Source organism: Nitrospirillum iridis, from assembly GCF_014205765.1.
Classification (GTDB): domain Bacteria; phylum Pseudomonadota; class Alphaproteobacteria; order Azospirillales; family Azospirillaceae; genus Nitrospirillum; species Nitrospirillum iridis.
In genome coordinates this window covers 400668-421793 of sequence record NZ_JACIIZ010000003.1, presented here as the reverse complement: position 1 = coordinate 421793, position 21126 = coordinate 400668, and the positions used below count along the sequence as shown (strand labels likewise).

Below are 21126 nucleotides of genomic sequence, written 5' to 3'. Positions count from 1 at the left end.
TACGCCATTGTGGCCCTGGCGGTGCTCCTTGCCGCCATGTTCCTTTCGCTTCCCAACCCGGCAACGGCGGCGCCGTGGTATGCGCCGATTTCAACGGTGACGGCGTTGCCTGGCTGCAAGGCAGGTCAAGATGTGAAGGGTTTGTCCATCGTTGATGGCGACTGCGACCCTATCAACCTATATTGGAAGCATGACTCAGGCGGCATGCGCAGGTGGCGGAATTAGCGGCGACACATCGACATAATCGATCACACCCATTGACAGTTTGCGTCTCCACGCATAGGTCGGCCGCCCATACATGAAAGGTCCCCGAACCGGAGGACACTCTCATGTCTCACCTTTCCATCATCCGCCCCATCATCCGCACGGCCGGCCTGCTGCTGACCGTTGCCATCATCCCGCCATTGACCGCCGCCGCGTCACCGGTCGCAACCCAGCAGGCACCGCTTCAGGCGACGGTCGTCCAGCCCGTTTCCCAAGGGGCCGACATCCACCGCCTGAAAATCGGCGACGTGCCGGTCACCGCCCTGTCGGACGGCAGCGTGCCCATCGACCTGCATAGCCTACTGAAACGCACGACGCCGGCCAAGATCGACGCCCTGCTGGCGCGTGCCTTCCAGACCACGCCGACCGAGGCGTCGATCAACGCCTTCCTGATCGAGCTGCCGGGCCACCTGGTCCTTGTCGACACCGGCGTGGGTGAAATGTTCGGCCCCGGGCTGGGCGGCAAACTGCCGGAAAGCCTGAGCCGGGCCGGCTTCACCCCGGACCAGATCACCGACATCCTGATCACCCATGCCCACTCCGACCATGCCGGCGGCCTGGTCCACCAGGGACAGCGGGTGTTCCCCAACGCCACCGTCCATGTCGGCAAGGCCGACCTGGACTTCTTCTTCGACCGCGGCAATGCGGCGCGCACCCACTACGACATCCATTATTTCGACGTCGCGGCCACGGCGCTGAAGCCCTACCTGGATGCGGGCAAGGTGAAGCCCATCGCGGCGGATGGCGAAGTCCTGCCCGGCATCACCGCCACCCTGCATGCCGGCCACACGCCGGGCAGCGCCTTTTTCACCCTGACCAGCCGGGGCCAGGCCCTGGTCTTCGTGGGGGACATCGTGCATTCGGCGGCGGTCCAGTTTCCCGAGCCCGCCACCACCATCGCCTTCGATCAGGATGAGGATCGCGCGGCCGCCGTGCGGGCGCAGGCCTTCCGCCGGTTCACGGAAGGCGGGACCTTGATCGCCGTACCGCATATGCCCTTCCCCGGGATCGGCCATGTCCGCGCGGACGGCGCCGGCTATGCCTGGGTGCCGGTCGACTATGTCAACCGCGCCGGCAACTGAGCCCAGCCGGTATCGATGCGCCGCCGCCGGCGTGAAGACACCATCGCTGGCGGGGCATGCTATCCTCCGCGACAACGCCCCCCGGGCGCCGCTCAACGGACAAGGCCCCCTCTCCCCGTGAACGCAGCACCTGCATCAGACATCAACAAGCTGGACGTCGACCTGTTGCTGGCGTTCGACGCGCTGCTGATCGACAGCAACGTCACCAAGGCGGCGGCGCGGCTCAATATCCGCCAGCCCGCCCTGTCCGCGCGCCTGGCCCGCCTGCGCGACTTCTTTGGCGACCGGCTGTTCATTCCGGCGCCCACGGGCCGCGGCGTCCTGCCGACGCCCCGCGCCCTGGCCTTACAACCCCTGCTGTCGGCCGTGCTGGCCAACCTCACCGCCATGGTCCAGTCCACTGGCGATTTCGACCCGACGTCCAGTTCCCGCATCTTCACGCTGGCGCTGCATGAAAATCCGGCAGTGATGCTGGCGCCCGACCTGGTCCCCCGCGTGCAGGCCCTGGCGCCCGGTGTGCGGTTGGTGCTGCAGATGCCAGACAAGCGCCGGATGCCGGAGCTATTGGAGAACGGCACGGTCGACCTCTATGTCGGCGTGGGCACCCAGGCGCACGACGCCTGGCTCAGCCGGATGCTGTTCGAGGACGACTTCGTCGTCGGCCAGCGCAAGGGCCATCCCCGTGGCGGCGGCGCCCTGTCGCTGGATGCGTACTGCGCTTGCGACCACCTGCTGGTGTCATCCGAAGGGCCGACGTTCCACGGTTTCGTCGACACGGCGCTGGCCGCCGCCGGCAAGGAGCGCCGCGTCGCCTTTTCCGTCCAAAGCTACGGCGTGGCGCCCACCATCATCGCCACCAGCGACCTGCTGTGCACCCTGCCCCGCCGCTTTCTGAACCGCTACGCCGCGTCGTTGGACCTGTTCGAGCCGCCGCTGACGATGCCGCCGACCCAGGTCGCGGCCTTCTGGCACCCCCGCCACCAGGATGACCCGGGCCATCGCTGGCTGCGGGACCAGATCTTCCGCGCCGGCGCCTCGATCAATCAACGCTGAGGGCCGGATCGGGACCTGCCACGAAACGCGTCACCTCCGCCGGGGTGCCCAGGGGCACCACCGCCTCGAACGGTATGCGGTGCAGGTAGACAGGGCGTCCGGCCCGGATCAGGTGGTTGTAGAGCGGGGCGATGTATTTCTCCCCCTTCGCCATGTTGGCGGGATCGGCGAAGAACTCGGCATAGGATCGCGCATAGAGGGTAAAGGAGGAGAACCAGTAGAGCCCGACGGTGGCGTCGTCGGAGATGCGCTCCTTCTCCCGCAACTCCTCGATGCGGCCGGTCCCATCGGCGCGGGCGAAGCTCCAGGCCGCCCCCGGTCCCGGAAAGCAGGGAACCCAGCCGTCGCCGCGCACGGCGCCGGCCGGCAGATGGGCGGGATCGACGTGGGTGTCGATATTGTAGACCAGCATGGGCCGGTCAGGATGGGCGACCGCATCCCGAGCCGCCAGCGCGCTGGTCGCCTGGCCATCGGTCAGGGCGTCCAGTTCCACCACCGCCACGTCGCGGATACCCAGTTCCACCGCCTGGTCGCGGATAAAGCCCTCCGCCCCGTCCTGGCGCAGGGCCACGAAGATGAACGGGGACCCGGCGTCGATGAAAGAGCGCAGGCTGAGCATGGACCAGGCGAACAGGGTGCGGCCGTGCGCCTCGATCCGGTATTTGGGCACGGTGTAGCCCGCGTCGCGGAAGCGCTGGCCCATGCCCGCCATGGTGATGATGACCGTGGGCGGAATAAGGGAAGACATTGGCGGCGGGCTTTCCGTCAGGCGGCGGGGGGCCGCTCGATCTCATCCAGGATGGACTGGGCGGTCAGGGCGAAGCCCAGGATCTTCTTCGGCACGTCGATGTGCAAGGGCGCCATGCTGATGAACAGCGAGGCCTCACACAGCCGGACCAGACGGGGATCAAAGCCCGCCGGGGCCAGGCGATCGCGGAACAGGCCCTGCGCCCAGTCGCGATCGCCGGCGTTGTTGGCCAGGGTCAGCCCAAGATCGGCGTCCAAGGCCACGTCATATTGCCCGCTGTTGATGAAGTCATAGCCCCCCAGGATGGAATGGGACAGCTTGGCGAGATCATAATAGGGGTCGGTGTACAGCGCGTCGGCCGACTCAACCCCCCGCGGATCGATGAAGCGCAACAGCTGGGTCGTCTTTGAATAGAGGATGTTGGAGAAGCACAGGTCGCCGTGGCCCACCACCAGTTGGTCGGCGGCGAACCGGTCACGCGAGGCCTCGTACGCCGCCAGATAGCGCTCCGCCAACGCGTCGATGCCGCCCACGGCCCGGGACAGCAGCGGCGCCAGGTCGCGGTAGGCCGGCAAGCTCTTGAGCAGGGCCACCCGCTCCACCACCTTGTCACGGTAGAGCCGGTCCATGACGGCCCTGCCCTGTGGCCGGGCCACGGGGCGCGTCGGCCGCTGGGCCACATAGCTGAACATCCGGTCCAGGAACAGGCCGAATTCCGCCGGCGTCATGACGCCGTGCACCCACTGGATGCCCATGTCGGCGATCAGCAGGCGTTCCATGCGATAGCTGGCGGTCTCGCCATCATCCTGGAAATCGAAGGGCTGGACGAAGTAGATGCGCTGCTGCGCCGGCAGCAGACCGTAATACTCGAATTCCCGGCGCAGCTTGGCCCGGTCGCGCGAGCGTTTCACCAGGGTGTAGTCCGGCCCATCACTGATGGAATTGAAGTGGCGCGCATCGAAATTATTGGCGAGGAAGCCCACGAACTGGGCCGGGTCGCGCAAATCGATCAGGCCCAGCTCCGCCCGCTCCGGCGCCGCGAAATCCTTGCGCCGCCGGGTCACGAATTCCCGCAAACGCCCTTGCGCCAGGGCCCCCAGCGCCCCCTCGGCCAGACGCTGTTCCACCAGGACCAGACCGGTCCAGTCGGCGGCGGTACGCACCGGCCAGGCGTGGTTGCCACCGGCCTGGGCCAGGGACTTCAACATCCGGGTCAGATGCCCCCGAGGCGAGGGGGCCGCCAGGTTGGCGGGGAACAGCAGGAACTGGGCCGAAGCGGGGGCCGCCCCCGCCCGCTCGGCCGCCTCATCCAGAGCGGCCCGGGTGGTGAGCACCACGGGCGGCGACAGACCCGCCTCCTGGGCCGCTTCTTGCAGATGGCGAAGCAGCGTGCGCCGCCCATGGATCAGGCCACCGAAACAGACCACCCCGGTCATGCTGAGGACGTCGTCGGGAACCCGCCGGCTATCATCGAACAGTATCGTCAGGCTCATCGCGACCTCTCCTCAGGACCGGTACCGGCGGCACGGCCCCTTACCTCTAAGCGGATGCTCGCCCCGACAAACATGCACGTCCCGACAAATATGCAGGTATTGTGCCAGCGAGCATGGCGAGCGGGCAAGCGGACGCCACCACCCGCGATGGAGGAGGACTGGATGGCCCCACCCCACCCCTGGTCGAGGCCGGCATGGGTGGGGGCGAGATAAGGCGCGACTTTGATGTTTTCCACTCGACGGCGGTCCCTGGAGAGGCTGAAGATCGGCGCAGGACAAACGGGGCGATGGCGCCCCTGCAGTTCAGACGGTTTTCGCACGCTCTTCATTCCCCATCCCCAGAAACCGGATCCTGTCCATGCCTGGCACCGCGACCCATAGCCCCCCCGTTCCCGACGCCCAGAGCTGCCTGCACGCCGAAGGCCCCCGGCTGTCGCCGCTGGTCTGGGGTGCCTGGCGCTCACGCGAGGGGGAAGAAACCGACACCCCGGCAAAGCTTGCCCGCTTTCTCGACGGTTGCCTGGAGCTGGGGATCAGCAGCTTCGATCATGCCGACATTTACGGCGATTACGGGGCGGAGACGCTGTTCGGCCAGGCGCTTAAGGAATGGGGCGGTCGCCGCTCCGCCCTGCAACTGGTCACCAAGTGCGACATCGCCCTGCTGTCGCCGCAGCGGCCCAGCCATGTGGTGAAGCACTACAACAGCTGTGGCGACCACATCCTCGCCTCGGTGGAACAGTCGCTGCGCAACCTGGGCACGGACTACGTGGACCTGCTGTTGCTGCATCGGCCGGATCCGCTGATGAACCCCGACAACACCGCCGACGCCCTGGACCGGCTGTTGCGCGGTGGCATGGTGCGCCATGTCGGCGTCTCCAACCACAATCCGTCACAGGTGCGCCTGCTGCAGTCGCGTCTGGGCCGGCCACTGGTCACCAATCAGATCGAATTCTCGGTCACCACCCTGGCGCCCCTGTTCGATGGCACCCTGGACCAGGCGCTGGAACTGCGCATGCGGCCCATGGCCTGGTCGCCCCTGGGTGGTGGCGGCCTGTTCACCGGCGCCACGGACCAGGCGCGCCGCACCCTGGCGGCGCTGGAGGCCGTGGGCGCGGAGATGGGTGTGGCCGATCCGGGGACGGTGGCGCTGGCGTGGCTGATGCGCCACCCCTCCCGGCCGGTGCCGGTGCTGGGCACCAGCCGCCTGGCCCGGGTGCGAACCTATATGCAGGCCGCCAGCCTGAAGATGCAGCGCCAGCACTGGTTCCAAATCCTGCAGGCCAGCCAGGGCCACGAGGTGCCCTGACCTGGGCGCCCGCCCACCCCCCCTTGATCAGGTCATGGTGCCATTCCGCGGGGTGCCATCGGGGATGGCCGGAAGTGTCGGGTGGACGTCCTTCCACCCGGCGCCACCGCGCCTGATACTGCCCCCGTGAGACGCGCCCCCCGTCAGCCGGGCGCGAAGGGGACAGAGGCCATGCGGGAACCGGCGATCATTGGCGTTTTGGGTTATGACGGCGTCAATGCCCTGGACGTGACAGGGCCGGCGGAGGTTTTTGCCAATGCCGGCGATTTGGCGGAATGGGGGGAAGGTGGTGGCCCACCGCGCCCCCGCCCCTACCACGTCGTTATGCTGGGGGTGGAAGCGGGCCCCTTCACCAGTGAATCCGGCTTGACCTTCGCGCCGACGCATAGTCTGGCGGCTGGCGATATCCCGGCCCTGGACACGCTGGTCATCGCCGGCGGCAAAGGCCTGCGCGATCCTGGCACCAACGCCGCCGTGGCCCGATGGCTGGCGGCGCGGTCGGACGGCATCCGGCGGGTGGCCAGTGTCTGCACCGGCATCTACGGCCTGGCGGCCAGCGGCCTGATGGATGGCCGCCGCGTCACCACCCATTGGCGCCACGCCGCCGATCTGGCCCGCCGCTTTCCCGCCCTGCGCGTCTGCGACGACGCCTTGTTCCTGAAGGATGGACGTTTCTACACGGCGGCGGGTGTCACCGCCGGCATTGATTTGGCGCTGTCGCTGGTTGAGGAGGACCATGGGCCGGCCCTGGCCCTGGCGGTGGCACGCGAACTGGTGGTGTTCATGAAACGCCCGGGCGGCCAGGCGCAGTTTTCCGAACCCCTGCGCTTCCAAAGCCGCACATCGGATCGCTTCGCCGACCTGTCGGCCTGGATGCTGGGCAATCTGCATCGTGATCTCTCGGTGGACGAACTGGCGCAACGGGTCAATTTGAGCCCCCGGCAATTCCGCCGCCGCTTCACCGCCGCCCTGGGCCGCCCGCCAGCGGACTATGTCACCGACCTGCGGTTGGGCGAGGCCTGTCGCCGCCTGGTGCAGCCGGGCGTGAGCGTCGACGGCCTGGCGCCCGCCATCGGCTTCCGCAGCGCCGACGCTTTCCGCCGCGCCTTCCGCCAGCGCTACGGCGTTTCACCCAGCCAGTACCAGGCGCACTTTACCTCAACGGCCGCCCCCGGCACCGCCTGAGTCCCTTTCCCTTCAACCATCGGAGGCCCCATGGCCAGGTTCCCCGCTGCCCGCCGCGTCGCGGCGGCGATGCTCCCGCTTTTTCTGCCGCTCTCGCTGCTCCTGGTGTCGGCCCGTCCGTCGGCCGCGACCGACGCCCCGCCGCCGCAAGGGGCGCCCCAGTTCGACAAGGATGACCGGATGACCTTCCCGGCCGACTATCGGGACTGGGTTTATCTCACGTCCGGCCTGGACATGGCCTATGGCCCCGCCGCCCGCATGGGCCATTCCATGTTCGACAATGTCTTCGTTAACCGGGGGGCCTACCTGGCCTTCAAGGAAACCGGCACCTGGCCCGACAAGACCGTCTTCGTCCTGGAGGTGCGTGGTGCGGCGGACAAGGGCTCCATCAACAAGAACGGTCATTTCCAGACGCCGGAGGTGATGGGGCTGGAGGTGCATGTGAAGGATGTGGCGCGCTTCCATGATGATGGCTGGGCCTTCTACGCCTTCGACGCCGATGAGGCGCACCCCAAACCGGCAGAGCAATTGCCGGTGGAGCAGAGCTGTTACAGCTGCCATCAGGCCCATGGGGCGGTGGACACCACTTTCGTACAATTCTACCCGACGCTCAGCCCCATCGCCGCCGCCCGGAAGACCTTCAGCGCCGCCTACCTGGCCGAAAAACCTTAGGCGGAGCCTACTGCCAACCCGGTCCACGCCCCTTGAAGCCGGCCTCGCCGGCAATTGTGACATGCTGTGACAAACGATCATTGCCGTCGCGTCGGGGATGGATTATCAGTGCGCTTCGACAGAAAAAAGCGCGGTCATGAAGCCCGGCCTGATCCCACCCCTCGCCCCGCCCATCCCCGATGCCCCGGCGCCACCCCTCCTCACGGCCCGGGCCGCCCAGGATGGTACCCGCGAGCGACTGATCGACCAGGCGCACACGCTTCTGGGCCAGGGCGGCCTGAAGGCGCTGAGCGTCCGGAACCTGGCCGCCGCCGCCGGCCTTTCCACCAGCGCCGTCCCCTATCATCTGGGCGACAAGGACAGCCTGACCCAGGCGGTGTTCCAGGCGGCGGCGGAGCGGGACCGTGAATCTTGGCAGCACTTCCGCGTGTCGCTGGGCGACGGTGGCTTGCCGCTTTTCGCCCTGGCCGACGCCTTGGTGGCGCAGACGCTGGATCTGTCGGCCCGGCAGGCCACCTTGGAACTGGTGTGGTATGAGCTGATCCACCAGGCCCGCCACACCGCCCCCCTGCGCCCCATCCTGGCCCAGTGGTATGAAGAACGGCGCGGCCAATACCGCGACCTGTTCGCGCTGGCCGGCCTGCCCCTGCATGTCGCCGACATGATGTTGCACTACATGGTGGGGGATCGCTCGACCCTGCTGGTCGCTGGCGGCGCCACCGGCTTCGCCCTGTCGGTGGTGGAAAACATCCGCCATCTTTGCGATCCGGAGGATGACCGCAGTGCCCTGTGGCACGACCGCCTGCGCCGCCCGGCCGACGCGACCGACCAGGGCACGGAGCCAGCCGGCGAGACGGAGCGGCGCATCGTCGCCGCCGCCGTCGCCACCATCATCGACCAGGGCGTGGCCGCCGTGACCCATCGCGCCGTGGCACACCGGGCCGGTGTCTCCCTCTCCTCCACCACCTACTATTTCCGGTCCCGGGGGGACATCATCCGCCGCGCCTTCCAGTTCATTCACGGTGAACTGCGGCGGGAGATTCCGGCGGAGCGCCGCGAACTGCCGCCACTGGGCATCTTTCTGCGGGCGGTGGCCGACCATATGCTGACCCCGGTGGAAGGCGGCCGTATCGCCGGCCGCAACACCACCCACGCCCTGGGTGACTTCGCCCTGGAATCCTGCCGCGACGCCACCCTGGCCCCCCTATACCTGACCTTCCGCCAGAACCGCGGCGCCCGCATAGGGGTGGCGCTGAACAGGGTGTTGCACGATCAGCCCCCCCTCTCCCCCTTCCAGGCGCAGATCATCTCGACCTGGATGCAGGGGCGGGCGCAGATTCTGCACGCCTTGGACGCTCCCCCTGACGTCGCCGGGTATGCGGCGGAGATGAGGGGGCTGCTGCGCTATCTGCAGCCGGGAATCCCCAAGGGCTGAGTGGCCCTATCCACCGGCGCGTTGCAAGCACCCCCTATTCGGCATGGAACGCCCAATCCTGGGCAGTCCAGTGCGGCGCCAGCACCAGGGCCCGGCCGGTGGCGACGATGGCGTCTGGTCCATCGCCATCATGAACGCGGCAGATGGTGGCCAGGTCGACCAGCCGCTTATCCGGCCGCAGGCGGGTAATGGACACGGTGGCGGACAGCGCCGCACCCATGGGCGCGTGACGCCAGAACACTGTTTCCTGTTTCAGATAGTTGGTGCCCGGCCCCGGCAATTGGACGCCCAACAGGAAGGAGAAAAGGCTCAGCACCAGCGGTTCGCGCAGGCGATGACCGGTCAGGTGTTCGTAGGCCTCCAGATCGGCAGCCGTGTAAAGACGGGTGACGGCGGCGGTGGCGCCGGGGGGCGGATCGCGCCAGCCGGGGTCAGGCGCCAATGCGGCCAAGGTCGCCACGCCGTCACAAACCGCCTGACCATCCGCCTCCCGCCGCGCCATCACCCCGACGCGCGCGCCATCAGCGGTTGTCGCGTGGAAGGTCAGCGCCTCGTCCGCGTAGGCCGGCGCCGGAAAGGTCACGGCCAGCCGTGCCAGGGGCTGGCCGGGCGACACCTCGGCGGCCAGCCCGCGCAGGATGGCGCACAACAGGGCGCCATGGGCCACGGTGCGGCCAAAGCGGGTACGGGCGGCGTGGTCCGGGTCCAGGTGAATGGGGTTGTCGTCGCCCGACAACCGGGCGAAGGCCTGGAAATCGCCTTGGCTCAGCGTGCGCCCGATCCCCGCGCCACTCACGACGCCAGATCCAGGCCCGGTGGCGGCGCGGCCAACCGATGCTTCTGGATCTTGCCCGCCGCGGTACGGGGGAAATCATCCACCAGCACGAAATGGCGGGGCACCTTGTAACCGGCCAGCAGGCTTCGGCAGTGTCGCGCCAGACTGTCGATGTCGGTGCCGGGATGGACGCGCACATGCGCCTGGCCCACCTCCCCCCACGCCGGGTCGGGAACCCCGACCACCGCCACCTCCAGCACCGCCGGGTGGCGCAGCAAGGCGTTCTCCACCTCCACGGGATAGACGTTCTCCCCACCGGAAATGAACATCTCCTTCAGGCGGCCGGCGGGATAGTAATAGCCATCGGAATCCTGGCGCACCAGGTCACCGGTGCGCAGCCACCCGTCGGGTGAAAAGGCCGCCGCCGTCGCCACGGGCTGGCGCCAGTACCCCGGCGTCACCGCCGCCCCCTTCACCCAAACCTCGCCGACGTGGCCGACCGGAACGTCCCGCCCCGAATCATCCACCACCCGCACGCGGCACAGCATCTGCGGCTTGCCGATGGCGCCCACCTTGGCGGTCGCCCCCTCGGGGTCGTTCAGGAACAGGGTTGGCCCCGTTTCCGTCATGCCCATGCCGTTGCAGACCCGGGCGCCGCGCTCGACAAAGCGTCGGGCCAACGCATCGTCCAGCGGCGCCCCGCCGCAGGCCCAGCGCCGCACGGCGGCCAGATCCGTATCCTTGAACCGGGGATGCAGGGCCAGTTGCCGATAGACGGCGGGCACGCCAAAAAAGGTGGTGATGCGTCCGGCCGCCATCAGGTCCAGCACGGCGCCGGCGTCGAAGGCAGGCTGGACCAGCACCTCACCCCCGGCGATCAGCAGGGGCAGGGTGTGCAGGTTGATGCCGGCGGTGTGGAACAACGGCAGGTAATTCAGCGTCCGGTCGTCTTCCGAAAGATCGACGCCCTGGCGCAGATTGACGTAATTCGCCATGGCCATGCCGTAGGTGTAGAGCACGCCCTTGGGCTCCCCCGTCGTGCCGGAGGTGTAGAGCAGATACCAGATGTCATCCGCCGGCCAAGTCTCGCGGGGCGGTAGCGGCGGCTGCGCCGCCACGCGGGCATCGTGGCCATCATCCAGGTTCGACAGGGCCAGCGCCGGACCGGCCAAGGCCCCTGCCGTGTCCGCGTCCTCAGCGCCATGGAACAACAGCCTGGCCTGGCAGTCGGCCAGCACGCGGACCAACTCCGCCGCCGGCATGCGCCAGTTCAGCGGCACGGCGATGCAGCCACGCTTGGCGCAGGCGAACAACAGCTCGAAGAACGCCGGCCGGTTGCGGCACAGCACCGCCACCCGGTCACCCGGTTCGACACCCGATGCCGCCAACAGGCTCGCGGTGCGGGCGGCGCGGTCGTCCAGATCGGCATAGGTCAGTGTCCCGCCGGTGGCTAGATCCACCAGGGCGGTGCGTGTCGGCGTCAGCCGGGCGCGCTGTGCCGTCAGATCGAACAGATCCCACATGATCAGGCGCCGGTCGCCCCCTCCCGATGTTGTTCCGGTTTCGGAATGGTCCTGTCACGTCAAGGCTTCAAACCCCGGCCGATAAAGTCGGCCGCCTCCGCCGCGATATCCGCCGCCGGGCGGTCATCGCCCCAGACGGCATAGCGCTGGCCGATGAAGACGCTGATGCCGATCAAGGCCCAGGCCCGCACCTCCACGTCGCCCTCGCGGATCTCCCCCCGCTTCCGGGCCGACTCCAGATTGTTGATATAGCCGTCGGCGAACACCTGATAGTAGCGCCGGTAGGCATCCTCGGCAACGAACTGCGCCTCCATCACGATGCGGTAGAGGTTACGGTGGCCCCGCACGAACTCGATGAAGGCCTCCAGGCCCAGGCGTTCGGCGGTCAGGCGATCGGGCGCACCGGCCACCCGCTCCGCGATCCACCGGCGGGTCAGCGCGCCCATATCCTCCACCAGGGCCCGGAACAGCGACTCCTTGCTGTCGAAATAGGTATAGAAGGTGCCCAGCGCCACCGCCGCCCGCTGGGTGATGCCGCTGACCGACGCCTCGTGAAAGCCGCGCTCGCCGAATTCCAGCGCGGCCGCGTCCAGCAGCTTGCGCAAGGTGCGCTTGCCCCGCTCCGTCCGTGGGGTCTTGTCGGCACCGGCCGCCGCTTCCGTGGGCTTCACCTCGGTCCCGGCCCTCTCCTCAGGCGCGCCATCGGCACCCCTGGCATCGGCCCCGGCATCGCCGGCGGCCTGCCGCACCGCCTCGTTCGTTCGCGCCATGCCCCCACCTCCCTTCCCATTTTCTACAACTTGAACGTTGACTCAACTTTCATCTTACGGCAAGCATGACGTCGGGAGGACGTTCCGCCGGCACTACTGTCGGTGGATACCACGAAGCGCGGAAAACACCGATGCACGAACTGGGGCGACAGGCTGGAGAGCGGCCGGGCGGGGTCGATGCGCGCCCGATGACAGGGGGCGCCGGCGATACCCTCGCCTGCCGCTTGGCCGGCGCCGGCCGTCCCCTGGTGCTGTTGCACGGCTGGGCCACCCATGGGGGTTTCTTTGAACCGCAGTTGGTGGGGCTGACGACGGCGTTCCGCATCCTGGCCCCTGACCTGCCGGGCCATGGCGGGTCCCCTGCCGCACGACCGACGGTGCAGGCCCAGGCGGATGCCGTCCGCGCCCTGCTGGCCCGGCTGGATAGGCGGGACGCGGTATTGGTCGGCTGGTCCATGGGCGCCATGGTCGCCTGGCGCGCGCTGCTGGATGGCGCGGCGGATCGTGTGGCCGGTCTGGTGGTGGTGGATATGAGCCCGCGCCTGTGTAACGACGCGGATTGGCCCTGGGGGCTGCGCGGGGCCGTGCAGGCGCGCGCACCGCAGGCGGCCCGGATGCTGGCCACCGACTGGGCGACCTTCGCCCCCCGCATCGCCCGGCGCATCTTCGCCGCCGGCAACCCCCATGCCGGTTTGCGCCGCTGGGCGGAGGAACAAGTCGCGGCCTGCGATGCCGAGGCCATGGCGTCCCTGTGGCTGGACCTGCTGACCCAGGATTTCCGATCCGACCTGGCCACCCTGCGCTTGCCCACATTGGTCCTGCGCGGGGCTTTGAGCCAGCTCTACCCCGCCGGCACCGCCGACTGGCTGACGGCGACCCTGCCCCAGGCCCGGCAGGTCATCTTCGCGGACTCCGGCCATGCCCCGCATTTGGAGGAGCCGCGGCGTTTCAACGAGATCATCACCGGCTTCGCCGCCGGCCTGCCGGCCCCCAGGGGCCAGGCGGGGAACGGCGATCAACGAACCTAAGAACGGGAGGGACAGGGCATGAGCAAGGCTGCGCGCAAGGGTCTACAGGTCGCCTGGTTGCTGGGCGCCCCGGTGGTGTTTCTGGGAGCGGGGCTGGTTGTCGGGCACACGGCCCTGGCGCAGGAGGCGGCACCGGCGGCCACGTCCGGTGACGACGTCCTGCAGGAGGTGGTGGTGACGGCCCGCCGCCGGGCGGAAAACCTGAAGGACGTGCCGGTGGCGGTCAGCGCCTTTTCCGCCGAACAGTTGCAGGCCCAGGGCGCCGTCAACCTGACGGACCTGGAATACAAGTCGCCCAACACCACGGTGCAGGTGGCACGCGGGTCCAACAGCACGCTGATCGCCTTCATCCGTGGTGTGGGCCAGCAGGACCCGCTGTGGGGGTTCGAGCCCGGCGTGGGCCTGTATGTCGATGACGTCTACATCGCCCGGCCACAGGGCGCGGTGCTGGACATCTACGACGTCAACCGCATCGAGGTGCTGCGCGGGCCCCAGGGCACGCTTTACGGCCGCAACACCATCGGCGGCGCCATCAAGTACGTGACCCGCGACCTGGGCGACCAGCCCACCGCCAACGCGCGGGTGGAGATCGGCAGCTATAACGAGCACAACATCATCCTGTCCGGCAGCACGCCCCTGAGCGAGAAGTTCGCCATCGGTGGCGCCGTCGCCATCTACCGCCACGACGGCTACGGTCACAACCTCTACACCGGCGCCGATCAGTACAATAAGGACGTTGTGGCCGGGCGCATCAGCGCGGAATTCAAGCCCACCGAGAAGGTCACCGTCAAGGTGGCGGCCGACCAGACCAACGACATGTCCAACGCCAAGAGCGGCCATCGTGAGACGGCGACGCCCAGCGGCGCCGCGCCGCTGGCCAACGACTACGACACCATGGCCGGCGTGGGCGACCACAACTTCGTGACCAACCGGGGCCTGTCGCTGACAGCGGAATGGGCGGTGACGGACGAATGGACCGTGAAGGCCATCAGCGCCTATCGCGACGGCTACACCCAGACCAACATCGATTTCGACAACCTGCCCCAGCCCTATCTGGACGTGCCCGCCTTGTACAAGGACCACCAGTTCAGCCAGGAACTGCAGACCATTTATACCGGTGAGCGTCTGCAGGGCGTGGCCGGTATCTACTACATGGATGCCACCTCCGCTGGCGCCTTCGACACCGACGTGCAGAATTTGGGCCTGAGCATCCTGACGTCCGGCTCGGTCAAGACCAAGAGCGTCGCCGGCTTCACCGACCTCAGCTACGACATCACCGACGCGCTCAAGATTTCGCTGGGCGGCCGCTACACCAACGACGACAAGACGGGCAGCGTCTACCGCGCTTATTACCTGGGTATCCGTAGCCCGAGCTTCGGCGGCAAAGCGCAGGCGCCCTTCTCCGTCCGCACCAACTACACCAACCAGCGCAGCTTCGGCGAATTCACCCCGCGCGCCAGCGTCAGCTACAAGCTGACCCCCGACGTGACCACCTACGCCTCCTACTCCAAGGGCTTCAAGTCCGGCGGCTTCGACATGCGCGGCGACGCCGTGCTGACCCCGGACACGGTCAAGGGCTATAATCCCGAGACGGTCGACAGCTATGAGGTCGGCGTGAAGGGCGACTATCTGGACCGCCGCCTGACGCTGAACATGGCGGGCTTCTACTCCAACTACACCGGTCAGCAGGTGACGACCCAGGTGCCGACCGCCACGGGCATCGCCAGTTTCGTCGACAATGTCGGCTCCAGCCACATCTACGGCCTGGAACTGGAGGCCATCGCCAAGCTGACCCGCCAGCTGACCGCGCAGGCCAATGTCGGCTACACCATGGCGCAGTTCGACAAGTTCCTGTCCTATGACCTCACGTCCAAGAAGTATGTGGACGTGGCCGGCCTGCGCGGCTTCCAGAACACGCCCAAATGGACCACCGGCTTCACCCTGTCCTACCTGCTGCCCTTCGATGACAAGAGCACGCTGAACTCGGCCGCCACCGTGTCCTACCGCAGCTTCACCCAGCTGTACGACACCGCCAGCATCCTGGACCAGCCGGGCTATACCTTGGTCGACCTGAACTTCGTCTGGACCTCGGCCGACGACCATTGGCAGGTGGGACTGCGCGCCAAGAACCTGACGGATGAGCGCTACCGCATCGGCGGCTACCCCTTCGGTAGCGCCACCTACGTCAACTCCTACACCGCTTACTACGGCGCGCCGCGCACCATCACCGGCACGGTCGGCCTGCACTTTTAGGCCTGGCCCCGGCGGCGGTGCGTGGAGGCATCCACTTGGGAGGCATCCACCTGAACGCCGCCGGATTTCCATGATAGAGAAGGCAGGATACGACCGTCATGAGCGAGACCACCTTGGAACAGCCCGTCCTTCCCGCCCAGCCCGCCCCCCTGGTCAGGCCGGGATACCGCGTCCTGGTGATGGCGGCGCTGTTCGTGGTCTACACGCTCAATTTCGTGGACCGGCAGATCCTCAGCATCCTGGCCGTGCCCATCAAGACGGAATTGGGCCTGACCGACACCCAGCTGGGCTGGCTGGGGGGGCCGGCCTTCGCCCTGTTCTACACTTTCCTCGCCATCCCCATCGCCCGCCTGGCCGACCGGCTGAGCCGGGTGCGCATCATGGCGGTGTCGCTGGCGCTGTGGAGCGGCTTCACCGCCCTGACCGGCCAGGTCGGCGTGTTCTGGCAACTGTTCCTGTGCCGCATGGGCGTGGGCGTGGGTGAGGCCGGCGGCGTGGCGCCGGCCTATTCCCTGATCAGCGACTATTTCCCCAAGCACCAGCGGGCGCGGGCCCTGGCCGTCTATTCCTTCGGCATTCCCTTCGGCAGCGCGCTGGGCATCCTGCTGGGCGGCTATATCGCCACCGCCGTCAACTGGCGCCTGGCCTTCACCGTCTGTGGCATCGCGGGCCTGGTGATGGTGCCCATTTTCCTCATCTGCGTGCGTGAGCCGGCGCGCGGCGCCCTCGACGCCGTGAAGGGTGCCGCGAGGCCCGTTCCCCTGAAAGCCGTGCTGGTCATCCTGGGCGCCAAGCCATCGTTCTGGCTGCTGTCGGCCGGCGCCGCCTCCTGCTCCGTCCTGGGCTACGGCCTGGCGTTCTGGATGCCGTCCTTCCTGGCCCGCATGCACGGCATGAAACTGGCCGACGTCTCCCTGTTGCTGGGGGGCGGCACCCTGGTGGCCGGCACCCTGGGCATCTGGGCCGGTGGGGTGCTGGCGGACCGGTTGGGAGGCCGTGCCAAGGCGGCCTATCCCTTGGTTCCGGCGATCGCGTTTCTGATCGCCGTGCCGCTCTACGCCCTGGGCTTCATCGCCCGGGACTTGTGGCTGGTGGCGGCGCTCTGCACCCTGCCCCTGGCCTTGGGCCTCGCCTGGCTGGGCCCCATCATCGCCGCCGTGCAGCATGTGGTGCCGCCGTCCATGCGGGCCACCGCCTCGGCCATTTTCCTGTTCATCAACAACCTGGTGGGCATCGGCTTCGGCATCTTCTTCTTCGGCCGCCTGTCCGACTTCCTGGCCCCCCGCTTCGGCGCGGAGGCCCTGCGCTACTCCATGGTGATCGGCCTCAGCTTCTACCTGCTGAGCGCCCTGTTCTTCTTCCTGGCCAGCCGCAAGCTGGAACGGGATTGGGAGGGGTGAGGCGAGGTTGGGGGTAAGGGTGGAAAGCCTTACATTGAAGTCCCCATCCCTGTGGAGACGCGGACCGTGGCCATTGAACTGACCGTCACCGCCAAAGGGCAACTCACCTTGCGGCGCGAGGTCCTGGCGCACCTGGGGACAAGGTCGTGGTGGATCTCTTGCCGGATGCCCGGGTGCAAGTCCATGCGAAACCGGGCTTGGCCATCACGGACCTGTCCGGCGCCCTGAAGCGACCTGGAACCCGCCCACATCCTTGCCGAGACCTGATCACTCCGCCAACTGCGCCTGGCGCTGCCGGGCGGAGTTGCGCATGCCGTAGGCGAAATAGATCGCCAGGCCCAGCAGGCTCCACAGGCCGAAGCGGATCCAGGTGCTGGGCCCCAGGGTGACCATCAGGGCGACGCAGACCACGGTGCCGATGACGGCGACGGCCGGCAGGTAGGGCACGCGGAAAGGACGCGGGCGGTGCGGGTCGCGGATGCGCAGCACCAGGGTGGCGACACAGACCAGGGCGAAGGCCAGCAGCGTGCCGATGGACACCAGATCGCCCAGCACATCCAGGGGGGCGATGCCGCCGATGATGGCCGCCACCACCGTGACCCACAGGGTGGCCTGCCAGGGGATGTGGTGTTCCGGGTTCACCGCCGCGAAGGACGGCGGCATCAGGCCGTCGCGCGCCATGGCGTAGAAAATGCGGATCTGGCCGTAATTGCAGATGAGGATGGCGGAGCCCAGACCCAGGATGGCCGCCAGGTTCACCACCATGCCCAGCCAGGCCAGCGACGGGCCGGCATGGTTGATGGCGATGAAGATGGCCTCGGGCGCGTCCAGCAGGGAATAGGGCGCCAAGCCGGTCATGACCAGCCCCACCACCACGTACAGCGACACGCAGACGGCCAGGCCGCCCAGGATGCCCCGGGGCACGGTGCGCTGCGGGTGGTCGGCCTCCTGCGCCGCCGTGGAGACGGCGTCGAAGCCGATATAGGCGAAGAACAGGGTGCCGGCGGCGCGGAAGATGCCGTCCCAGCCGAAGGCGCCACTGCCGGTGTTCGCCGGGATGAAGGGGTGCCAGTTGGCCGTGTCGACATAGAAGATGCCGACGGCGGCGAACAGGATCATGGCCCCCACCTTGATGGCGACCGAGATGTTGTTGAACCGCGCCGTTTCACGCACACCCAGGCTCAACACCACGCCACAGAGCACGATGATGAAGACGGCCGGGCCGTTGACCAGCGCGCCGGTCCACTCAAAGCCCTTGTCCTCGGAATAGCTCAAAGGGGCGGATGCCAGCCAGGAAGGCAGATGGATGCCCCATTGGCCAAGGAAGGCGTTGAGATACCCGGAAAAGCCCACCGCCACGGTGGACCCGCTGATCATGTATTCCAGCACCAGGTTCCAGCCCACCAGCCAGGCCACCAGTTCGCCCAGGGTGGCGTAGGTGTAGCTGTAGGCGCTGCCCGCCACGGGGATGACGGTGGCCAATTCGGCGAAGCACAGGCCGGCGAACAGGCAGGCGAGTGCCGCGACCGCGAAGGAGATGGCGACGGCGGGGCCGGCATGGGTGGCGGCGGCGGATCCGGTCATGACGAAGATGCCGGCGCCAACGGTGCACCCGACGCCCGCCAGGATCAGGTCCAGCGTGCCCAGGCTGCGTTTCAGCTTGGCCCCATGGCTCCCCTCACCGGCCGCGATGAGCGCATCGACCGGCTTGACCGTAAACAACCCCATGCCCGATCCTTTCCCCATTCATGGCCAGGGCGGACCACGCGTCAGGGGCCCTGCCATATCCGTTATCCCCGTCCTAACACGTTCCGGCGCCCCCGTCCCCATTGCGGGCCCGGGAACACATCAAATTTTTCAGTCGACACCATCGTCTTCCGGTGAGGGGTATTGCCGCAGCACGGCCTCGATGATGAAGTTCTGGCCGGTGTAGACATGCTCGTACAGCAAGTGGGCCGCCTTCTCGCCGTCGCCGGCGATCAGCGCCGCCAGCACCGCCTGGCTGCCGGCCTGGAAGGCGGCGGCCCCCTCCGACTGCGGAATGCCCATGTACAGGGCGCGCTGCCCCCGCTCGAACAGCATCAGCAGAACCTGTTGCAGGCGCGGGTTGCCCGACGCCTCGGCGATGGTCTCGTGGAAATCCTGGTCGGCCTGCAGGATCTTGCGGTGCTGATCGGGATCGTCCGCTTCCACCGTGATGGTGGTCGCCCGTACCAGCCGGCGCACCTGGGCCGGGGTCAGCCGCCCCGCCGCCAGCCGCCCGGCCATGGGTTCCAGCACCAGGCGGATCTGGAAGCAGTGCATGATGTCTTCGGGGGTGATGGGCGCCACGGTGAAACCGCTGCGCGCCCGCGCCGCCATCAACCCCTCCTGACACAGCCGCGCCAGGGCGGTGCGCACGGGCGCCTTGCCGAAACCCAACCGCTCCGCCAGCAAGGCCTCGCTGACCCGCTGCCCCGGTGTCAGGCGGCAGAGCATGATGTCGGCGCGCAGGGCCTGATAGGCCCGTTCGCTCAGGCGTTCCTCCGTGGTGATCAAGGCCCGCTTCCCTCCTGCCCCTGCCGCCGGTCCAGCCCCCCTCTTACTAGAACGCCAGCCCGGCGCCCAGATCGCCGTTGACCACCAGGGCCTTGGCGGCGGCGATGTCGGGGGCGAAGTAGCGGTCCTGGTCGTAGGCCGGCACCACGGCGCGCAGCTTGGCGCGGGCCGCCTCCAGCGGTTCCGACGTCCTCAGCGGCAGGTGGAATTCCAGGCCCTGTATGGCGGCCAGCGCCTCGATGCCGACGATGCCGGCGGCGTTGTCGGCCATGTCGATCAGGCGGCGGGCCGCCCAGGTGGCCATGGAGACGTGGTCCTCCTGGTTGGCCGAGGTGGGGATGCTGTCGACCGAGGCGGGATGGGCCAGGCCCTTGTTCTCGCTGGCCAGTGCCGCCGCCGTGACGTGGGCGATCATGAAGCCGGAATTGATGCCGCCGTCCTTCACCAGGAAGGCCGGCAGGCCGCCATTGTGGTGGGGGTCCACCAGCATGGCGATGCGGCGTTCCGACAGGTTGCCGATCTCCGCCAGGGCGAGCGCGATCTGGTCGGCGGCGAAGGCCACCGGCTCGGCATGGAAGTTGCCGCCGGACAGGATGTCGCCGGTGTCGGGGAAGACCAGCGGGTTGTCGGTGACGGCGTTGGCCTCGATCAGCAGGGTAACGGCCGCCATGCGCAACTGGTCCAGGCAGGCGCCCATGACCTGCGGCTGGCAGCGCAGGCAATAGGGGTCCTGCACCCGCTCACAATCCACGTGGGAGGCGCGGACGGCGCTGCCGTCCAGCAGGTGGCGATAGGTCGCCGCCGTGTCGATCTGGCCCTTCTGGCCGCGCAACTCATGGATGCGGGCGTCGAACGGGGTGTCGGAACCGCGGGCGGCGTCCACCGACAGGGCGCCGGCGGTCAGCGCCGCCTGGAACACGCGCTCGGCCGCGAACAGGCCGTTCAGCGCCAGGGCGGTGGACACCTGGGTACCGTTCAGCAGGGCCAGGCCCTCCTTGGGACCCAGATCCATGGGCTCCAGCCCCGCCCGCTTGATGCCTTCGGTGGCGGGCAGGATTTGGCCGTCCACCCGCACCTCCCCTACGCCCAGCAGCGGCGCCACCAGATGGGCCAGCGGCGCCAAGTCACCCGAGGCGCCGACGGAGCCCTTGGACGGGATGCAGGGATAGACGCCGTGGTTGGCCAGCGCCACCAGCGCCCGGATGACGCTGCCGCGCACGCCGGAATAGCCCCGCGCCAGGGACGATATCTTTAGCACCAGCACCAGGCGGACGATGGCGTCGTCCAGCAGCGGGCCGGTGCCCACCGCGTGGCTCAGCACCAAGTTGCGCTGAAGCTGGGACAGCTGGTCGTTGCCGATGCGCGTCTTGGCCAGCAGGCCAAAGCCGGTGTTGATGCCATAGACGGTACGGCCGGCCGCCATGACGGCGGCCACCGTGGCGGCGGACTTTTCCGCATCGGCCAGGGTGGCGTCGTCCACCGCCAGGGTGACGGGACCGGCCAGGGCGGCGTGCAGGTCAGCCAGGGTCAGGCGGCCGGGGACGAGATCAAGGGTGGGCATGACACGGAAACTCCGTAGAAAAATCAGATGGATGTCGGCC

At 68.1% G+C, this 21126-nt stretch carries 17 protein-coding genes; 9 read left to right on the top strand and 8 right to left on the bottom strand.

Annotation, left to right across the window (positions count from 1 at the left end; genetic code table 11):
- The first annotated feature begins 329 nt into the window (after positions 1-329).
- Both FHS74_RS07095 and FHS74_RS07090 read left to right on the top strand, forming a co-directional pair.
- The gene (locus FHS74_RS07095; RefSeq protein ID WP_184798882.1) at positions 330-1346 is read left to right on the top strand and encodes an MBL fold metallo-hydrolase; all 1017 of its coding nucleotides are present in this window, start codon (positions 330-332) and stop codon (positions 1344-1346) included.
- A 117-nt stretch (positions 1347-1463) separates the two neighbouring features.
- Positions 1464-2399, top strand: a complete 936-nt coding sequence (locus tag FHS74_RS07090; protein ID WP_211106154.1) for a LysR substrate-binding domain-containing protein — start codon at positions 1464-1466, stop codon at positions 2397-2399.
- Here FHS74_RS07090 and FHS74_RS07085 read toward each other — a convergent pair.
- Both FHS74_RS07085 and FHS74_RS07080 read right to left on the bottom strand, forming a co-directional pair.
- On the bottom strand, positions 2386-3147 hold the full coding sequence (locus FHS74_RS07085) for a glycosyltransferase family 2 protein (RefSeq protein ID WP_184798878.1): 762 nt from the start codon (positions 3145-3147) through the stop codon (positions 2386-2388). The genes FHS74_RS07090 and FHS74_RS07085 overlap by 14 nt on opposite strands.
- A 17-nt stretch (positions 3148-3164) precedes the next feature.
- A complete protein-coding gene (locus tag FHS74_RS07080) occupies positions 3165-4640 on the bottom strand; it encodes a phosphotransferase (RefSeq protein ID WP_184798876.1) in 1476 nt (491 codons plus the stop codon).
- Between the two features lie 358 nt (positions 4641-4998).
- Here FHS74_RS07080 and FHS74_RS07075 point away from each other — a divergent pair, with 358 nt between their 5' ends.
- The 4 genes from FHS74_RS07075 to FHS74_RS07060 all read left to right on the top strand — a co-directional run bounded on the left by FHS74_RS07075 (position 4999) and on the right by FHS74_RS07060 (position 9238).
- Positions 4999-5946, top strand: coding sequence for an aldo/keto reductase (locus tag FHS74_RS07075; RefSeq protein ID WP_184798874.1), 948 nt, complete (start codon positions 4999-5001; stop codon positions 5944-5946).
- 171 nt (positions 5947-6117) lie between these two features.
- Positions 6118-7131, top strand: coding sequence for a GlxA family transcriptional regulator (locus FHS74_RS07070; protein ID WP_184798872.1), 1014 nt, complete (start codon positions 6118-6120; stop codon positions 7129-7131).
- A 30-nt stretch (positions 7132-7161) separates the two neighbouring features.
- Positions 7162-7803, top strand: coding sequence for a cytochrome P460 family protein (locus tag FHS74_RS07065; protein ID WP_211106153.1), 642 nt, complete (start codon positions 7162-7164; stop codon positions 7801-7803).
- A 136-nt stretch (positions 7804-7939) separates the two neighbouring features.
- Positions 7940-9238, top strand: a complete 1299-nt coding sequence (locus tag FHS74_RS07060) for a TetR/AcrR family transcriptional regulator (RefSeq protein WP_184798870.1) — start codon at positions 7940-7942, stop codon at positions 9236-9238.
- 34 nt (positions 9239-9272) lie between these two features.
- Here FHS74_RS07060 and FHS74_RS30135 read toward each other — a convergent pair whose 3' ends face one another.
- The 3 genes from FHS74_RS30135 to FHS74_RS07040 are packed head-to-tail and all read right to left on the bottom strand — an operon-like array spanning position 9273 to position 12306.
- Positions 9273-10034, bottom strand: a complete 762-nt coding sequence (locus FHS74_RS30135; protein WP_211106152.1) for a MaoC/PaaZ C-terminal domain-containing protein — start codon at positions 10032-10034, stop codon at positions 9273-9275.
- The gene (locus FHS74_RS07045) at positions 10031-11536 is read right to left on the bottom strand and encodes an acyl-CoA synthetase (protein WP_184798868.1); all 1506 of its coding nucleotides are present in this window, start codon (positions 11534-11536) and stop codon (positions 10031-10033) included. Before FHS74_RS07045 ends, FHS74_RS30135 begins: the two co-directional genes overlap by 4 nt.
- 59 nt (positions 11537-11595) lie before the next feature.
- Positions 11596-12306, bottom strand: a complete 711-nt coding sequence (locus tag FHS74_RS07040; protein ID WP_184798866.1) for a TetR/AcrR family transcriptional regulator — start codon at positions 12304-12306, stop codon at positions 11596-11598.
- 131 nt (positions 12307-12437) lie between these two features.
- Here FHS74_RS07040 and FHS74_RS07035 point away from each other — a divergent pair, with 131 nt between their 5' ends.
- The 3 genes from FHS74_RS07035 (at position 12438) to FHS74_RS07025 (ending at position 16987) form a co-directional block, all read left to right on the top strand.
- Positions 12438-13334, top strand: coding sequence for an alpha/beta fold hydrolase (locus FHS74_RS07035; RefSeq protein WP_184798864.1), 897 nt, complete (start codon positions 12438-12440; stop codon positions 13332-13334).
- A gap of 18 nt (positions 13335-13352) precedes the next feature.
- Positions 13353-15587, top strand: coding sequence for a TonB-dependent receptor (locus FHS74_RS07030; RefSeq protein WP_184798862.1), 2235 nt, complete (start codon positions 13353-13355; stop codon positions 15585-15587).
- Positions 15588-15685: 98 nt separating this feature from the next.
- The gene (locus tag FHS74_RS07025; protein ID WP_184798860.1) at positions 15686-16987 is read left to right on the top strand and encodes a spinster family MFS transporter; all 1302 of its coding nucleotides are present in this window, start codon (positions 15686-15688) and stop codon (positions 16985-16987) included.
- A gap of 267 nt (positions 16988-17254) precedes the next feature.
- On the opposite strand, the gene FHS74_RS07020 is transcribed toward FHS74_RS07025, so the two are convergent.
- The 3 genes from FHS74_RS07020 to hutH form a co-directional block, all read right to left on the bottom strand.
- On the bottom strand, positions 17255-18715 hold the full coding sequence (locus tag FHS74_RS07020) for an APC family permease (RefSeq protein ID WP_184798858.1): 1461 nt from the start codon (positions 18713-18715) through the stop codon (positions 17255-17257).
- 129 nt (positions 18716-18844) lie between these two features.
- Complete coding sequence (locus FHS74_RS07015; RefSeq protein ID WP_184798857.1) at positions 18845-19525, bottom strand: GntR family transcriptional regulator; 681 nt, start codon at positions 19523-19525, stop codon at positions 18845-18847.
- A 46-nt stretch (positions 19526-19571) separates the two neighbouring features.
- The gene (gene hutH / locus FHS74_RS07010; RefSeq protein ID WP_184798855.1) at positions 19572-21086 is read right to left on the bottom strand and encodes a histidine ammonia-lyase; all 1515 of its coding nucleotides are present in this window, start codon (positions 21084-21086) and stop codon (positions 19572-19574) included.
- Positions 21087-21126: the final 40 nt, after the last annotated feature.

Excerpts from the sequence above, each read along its gene's own strand:
- FHS74_RS07020 (WP_184798858.1), bottom strand. The coding sequence starts at position 18,715 with ATGGGGTTGTTTACGGTCAAGCCGGTCGATGCGCTCATCGCGGCCGGT.
- FHS74_RS07075 (WP_184798874.1), top strand. The coding sequence starts at position 4,999 with ATGCCTGGCACCGCGACCCATAGCCCCCCCGTTCCCGACGCCCAGAGC.
- FHS74_RS07095 (WP_184798882.1), top strand. The coding sequence starts at position 330 with ATGTCTCACCTTTCCATCATCCGCCCCATCATCCGCACGGCCGGCCTG.
- FHS74_RS07070 (WP_184798872.1), top strand. The coding sequence starts at position 6,118 with ATGCGGGAACCGGCGATCATTGGCGTTTTGGGTTATGACGGCGTCAAT.
- FHS74_RS07030 (WP_184798862.1), top strand. The coding sequence starts at position 13,353 with ATGAGCAAGGCTGCGCGCAAGGGTCTACAGGTCGCCTGGTTGCTGGGC.
- FHS74_RS07045 (WP_184798868.1), bottom strand. The coding sequence starts at position 11,536 with ATGTGGGATCTGTTCGATCTGACGGCACAGCGCGCCCGGCTGACGCCG.
- FHS74_RS07040 (WP_184798866.1), bottom strand. The coding sequence starts at position 12,306 with ATGGCGCGAACGAACGAGGCGGTGCGGCAGGCCGCCGGCGATGCCGGG.
- FHS74_RS07080 (WP_184798876.1), bottom strand. The coding sequence starts at position 4,640 with ATGAGCCTGACGATACTGTTCGATGATAGCCGGCGGGTTCCCGACGAC.
- FHS74_RS07060 (WP_184798870.1), top strand. The coding sequence starts at position 7,940 with ATGAAGCCCGGCCTGATCCCACCCCTCGCCCCGCCCATCCCCGATGCC.
- FHS74_RS07065 (WP_211106153.1), top strand. The coding sequence starts at position 7,162 with ATGGCCAGGTTCCCCGCTGCCCGCCGCGTCGCGGCGGCGATGCTCCCG.
- FHS74_RS07085 (WP_184798878.1), bottom strand. The coding sequence starts at position 3,147 with ATGTCTTCCCTTATTCCGCCCACGGTCATCATCACCATGGCGGGCATG.
- FHS74_RS07035 (WP_184798864.1), top strand. The coding sequence starts at position 12,438 with ATGCACGAACTGGGGCGACAGGCTGGAGAGCGGCCGGGCGGGGTCGAT.
- hutH (WP_184798855.1), bottom strand. The coding sequence starts at position 21,086 with ATGCCCACCCTTGATCTCGTCCCCGGCCGCCTGACCCTGGCTGACCTG.
- FHS74_RS07025 (WP_184798860.1), top strand. The coding sequence starts at position 15,686 with ATGAGCGAGACCACCTTGGAACAGCCCGTCCTTCCCGCCCAGCCCGCC.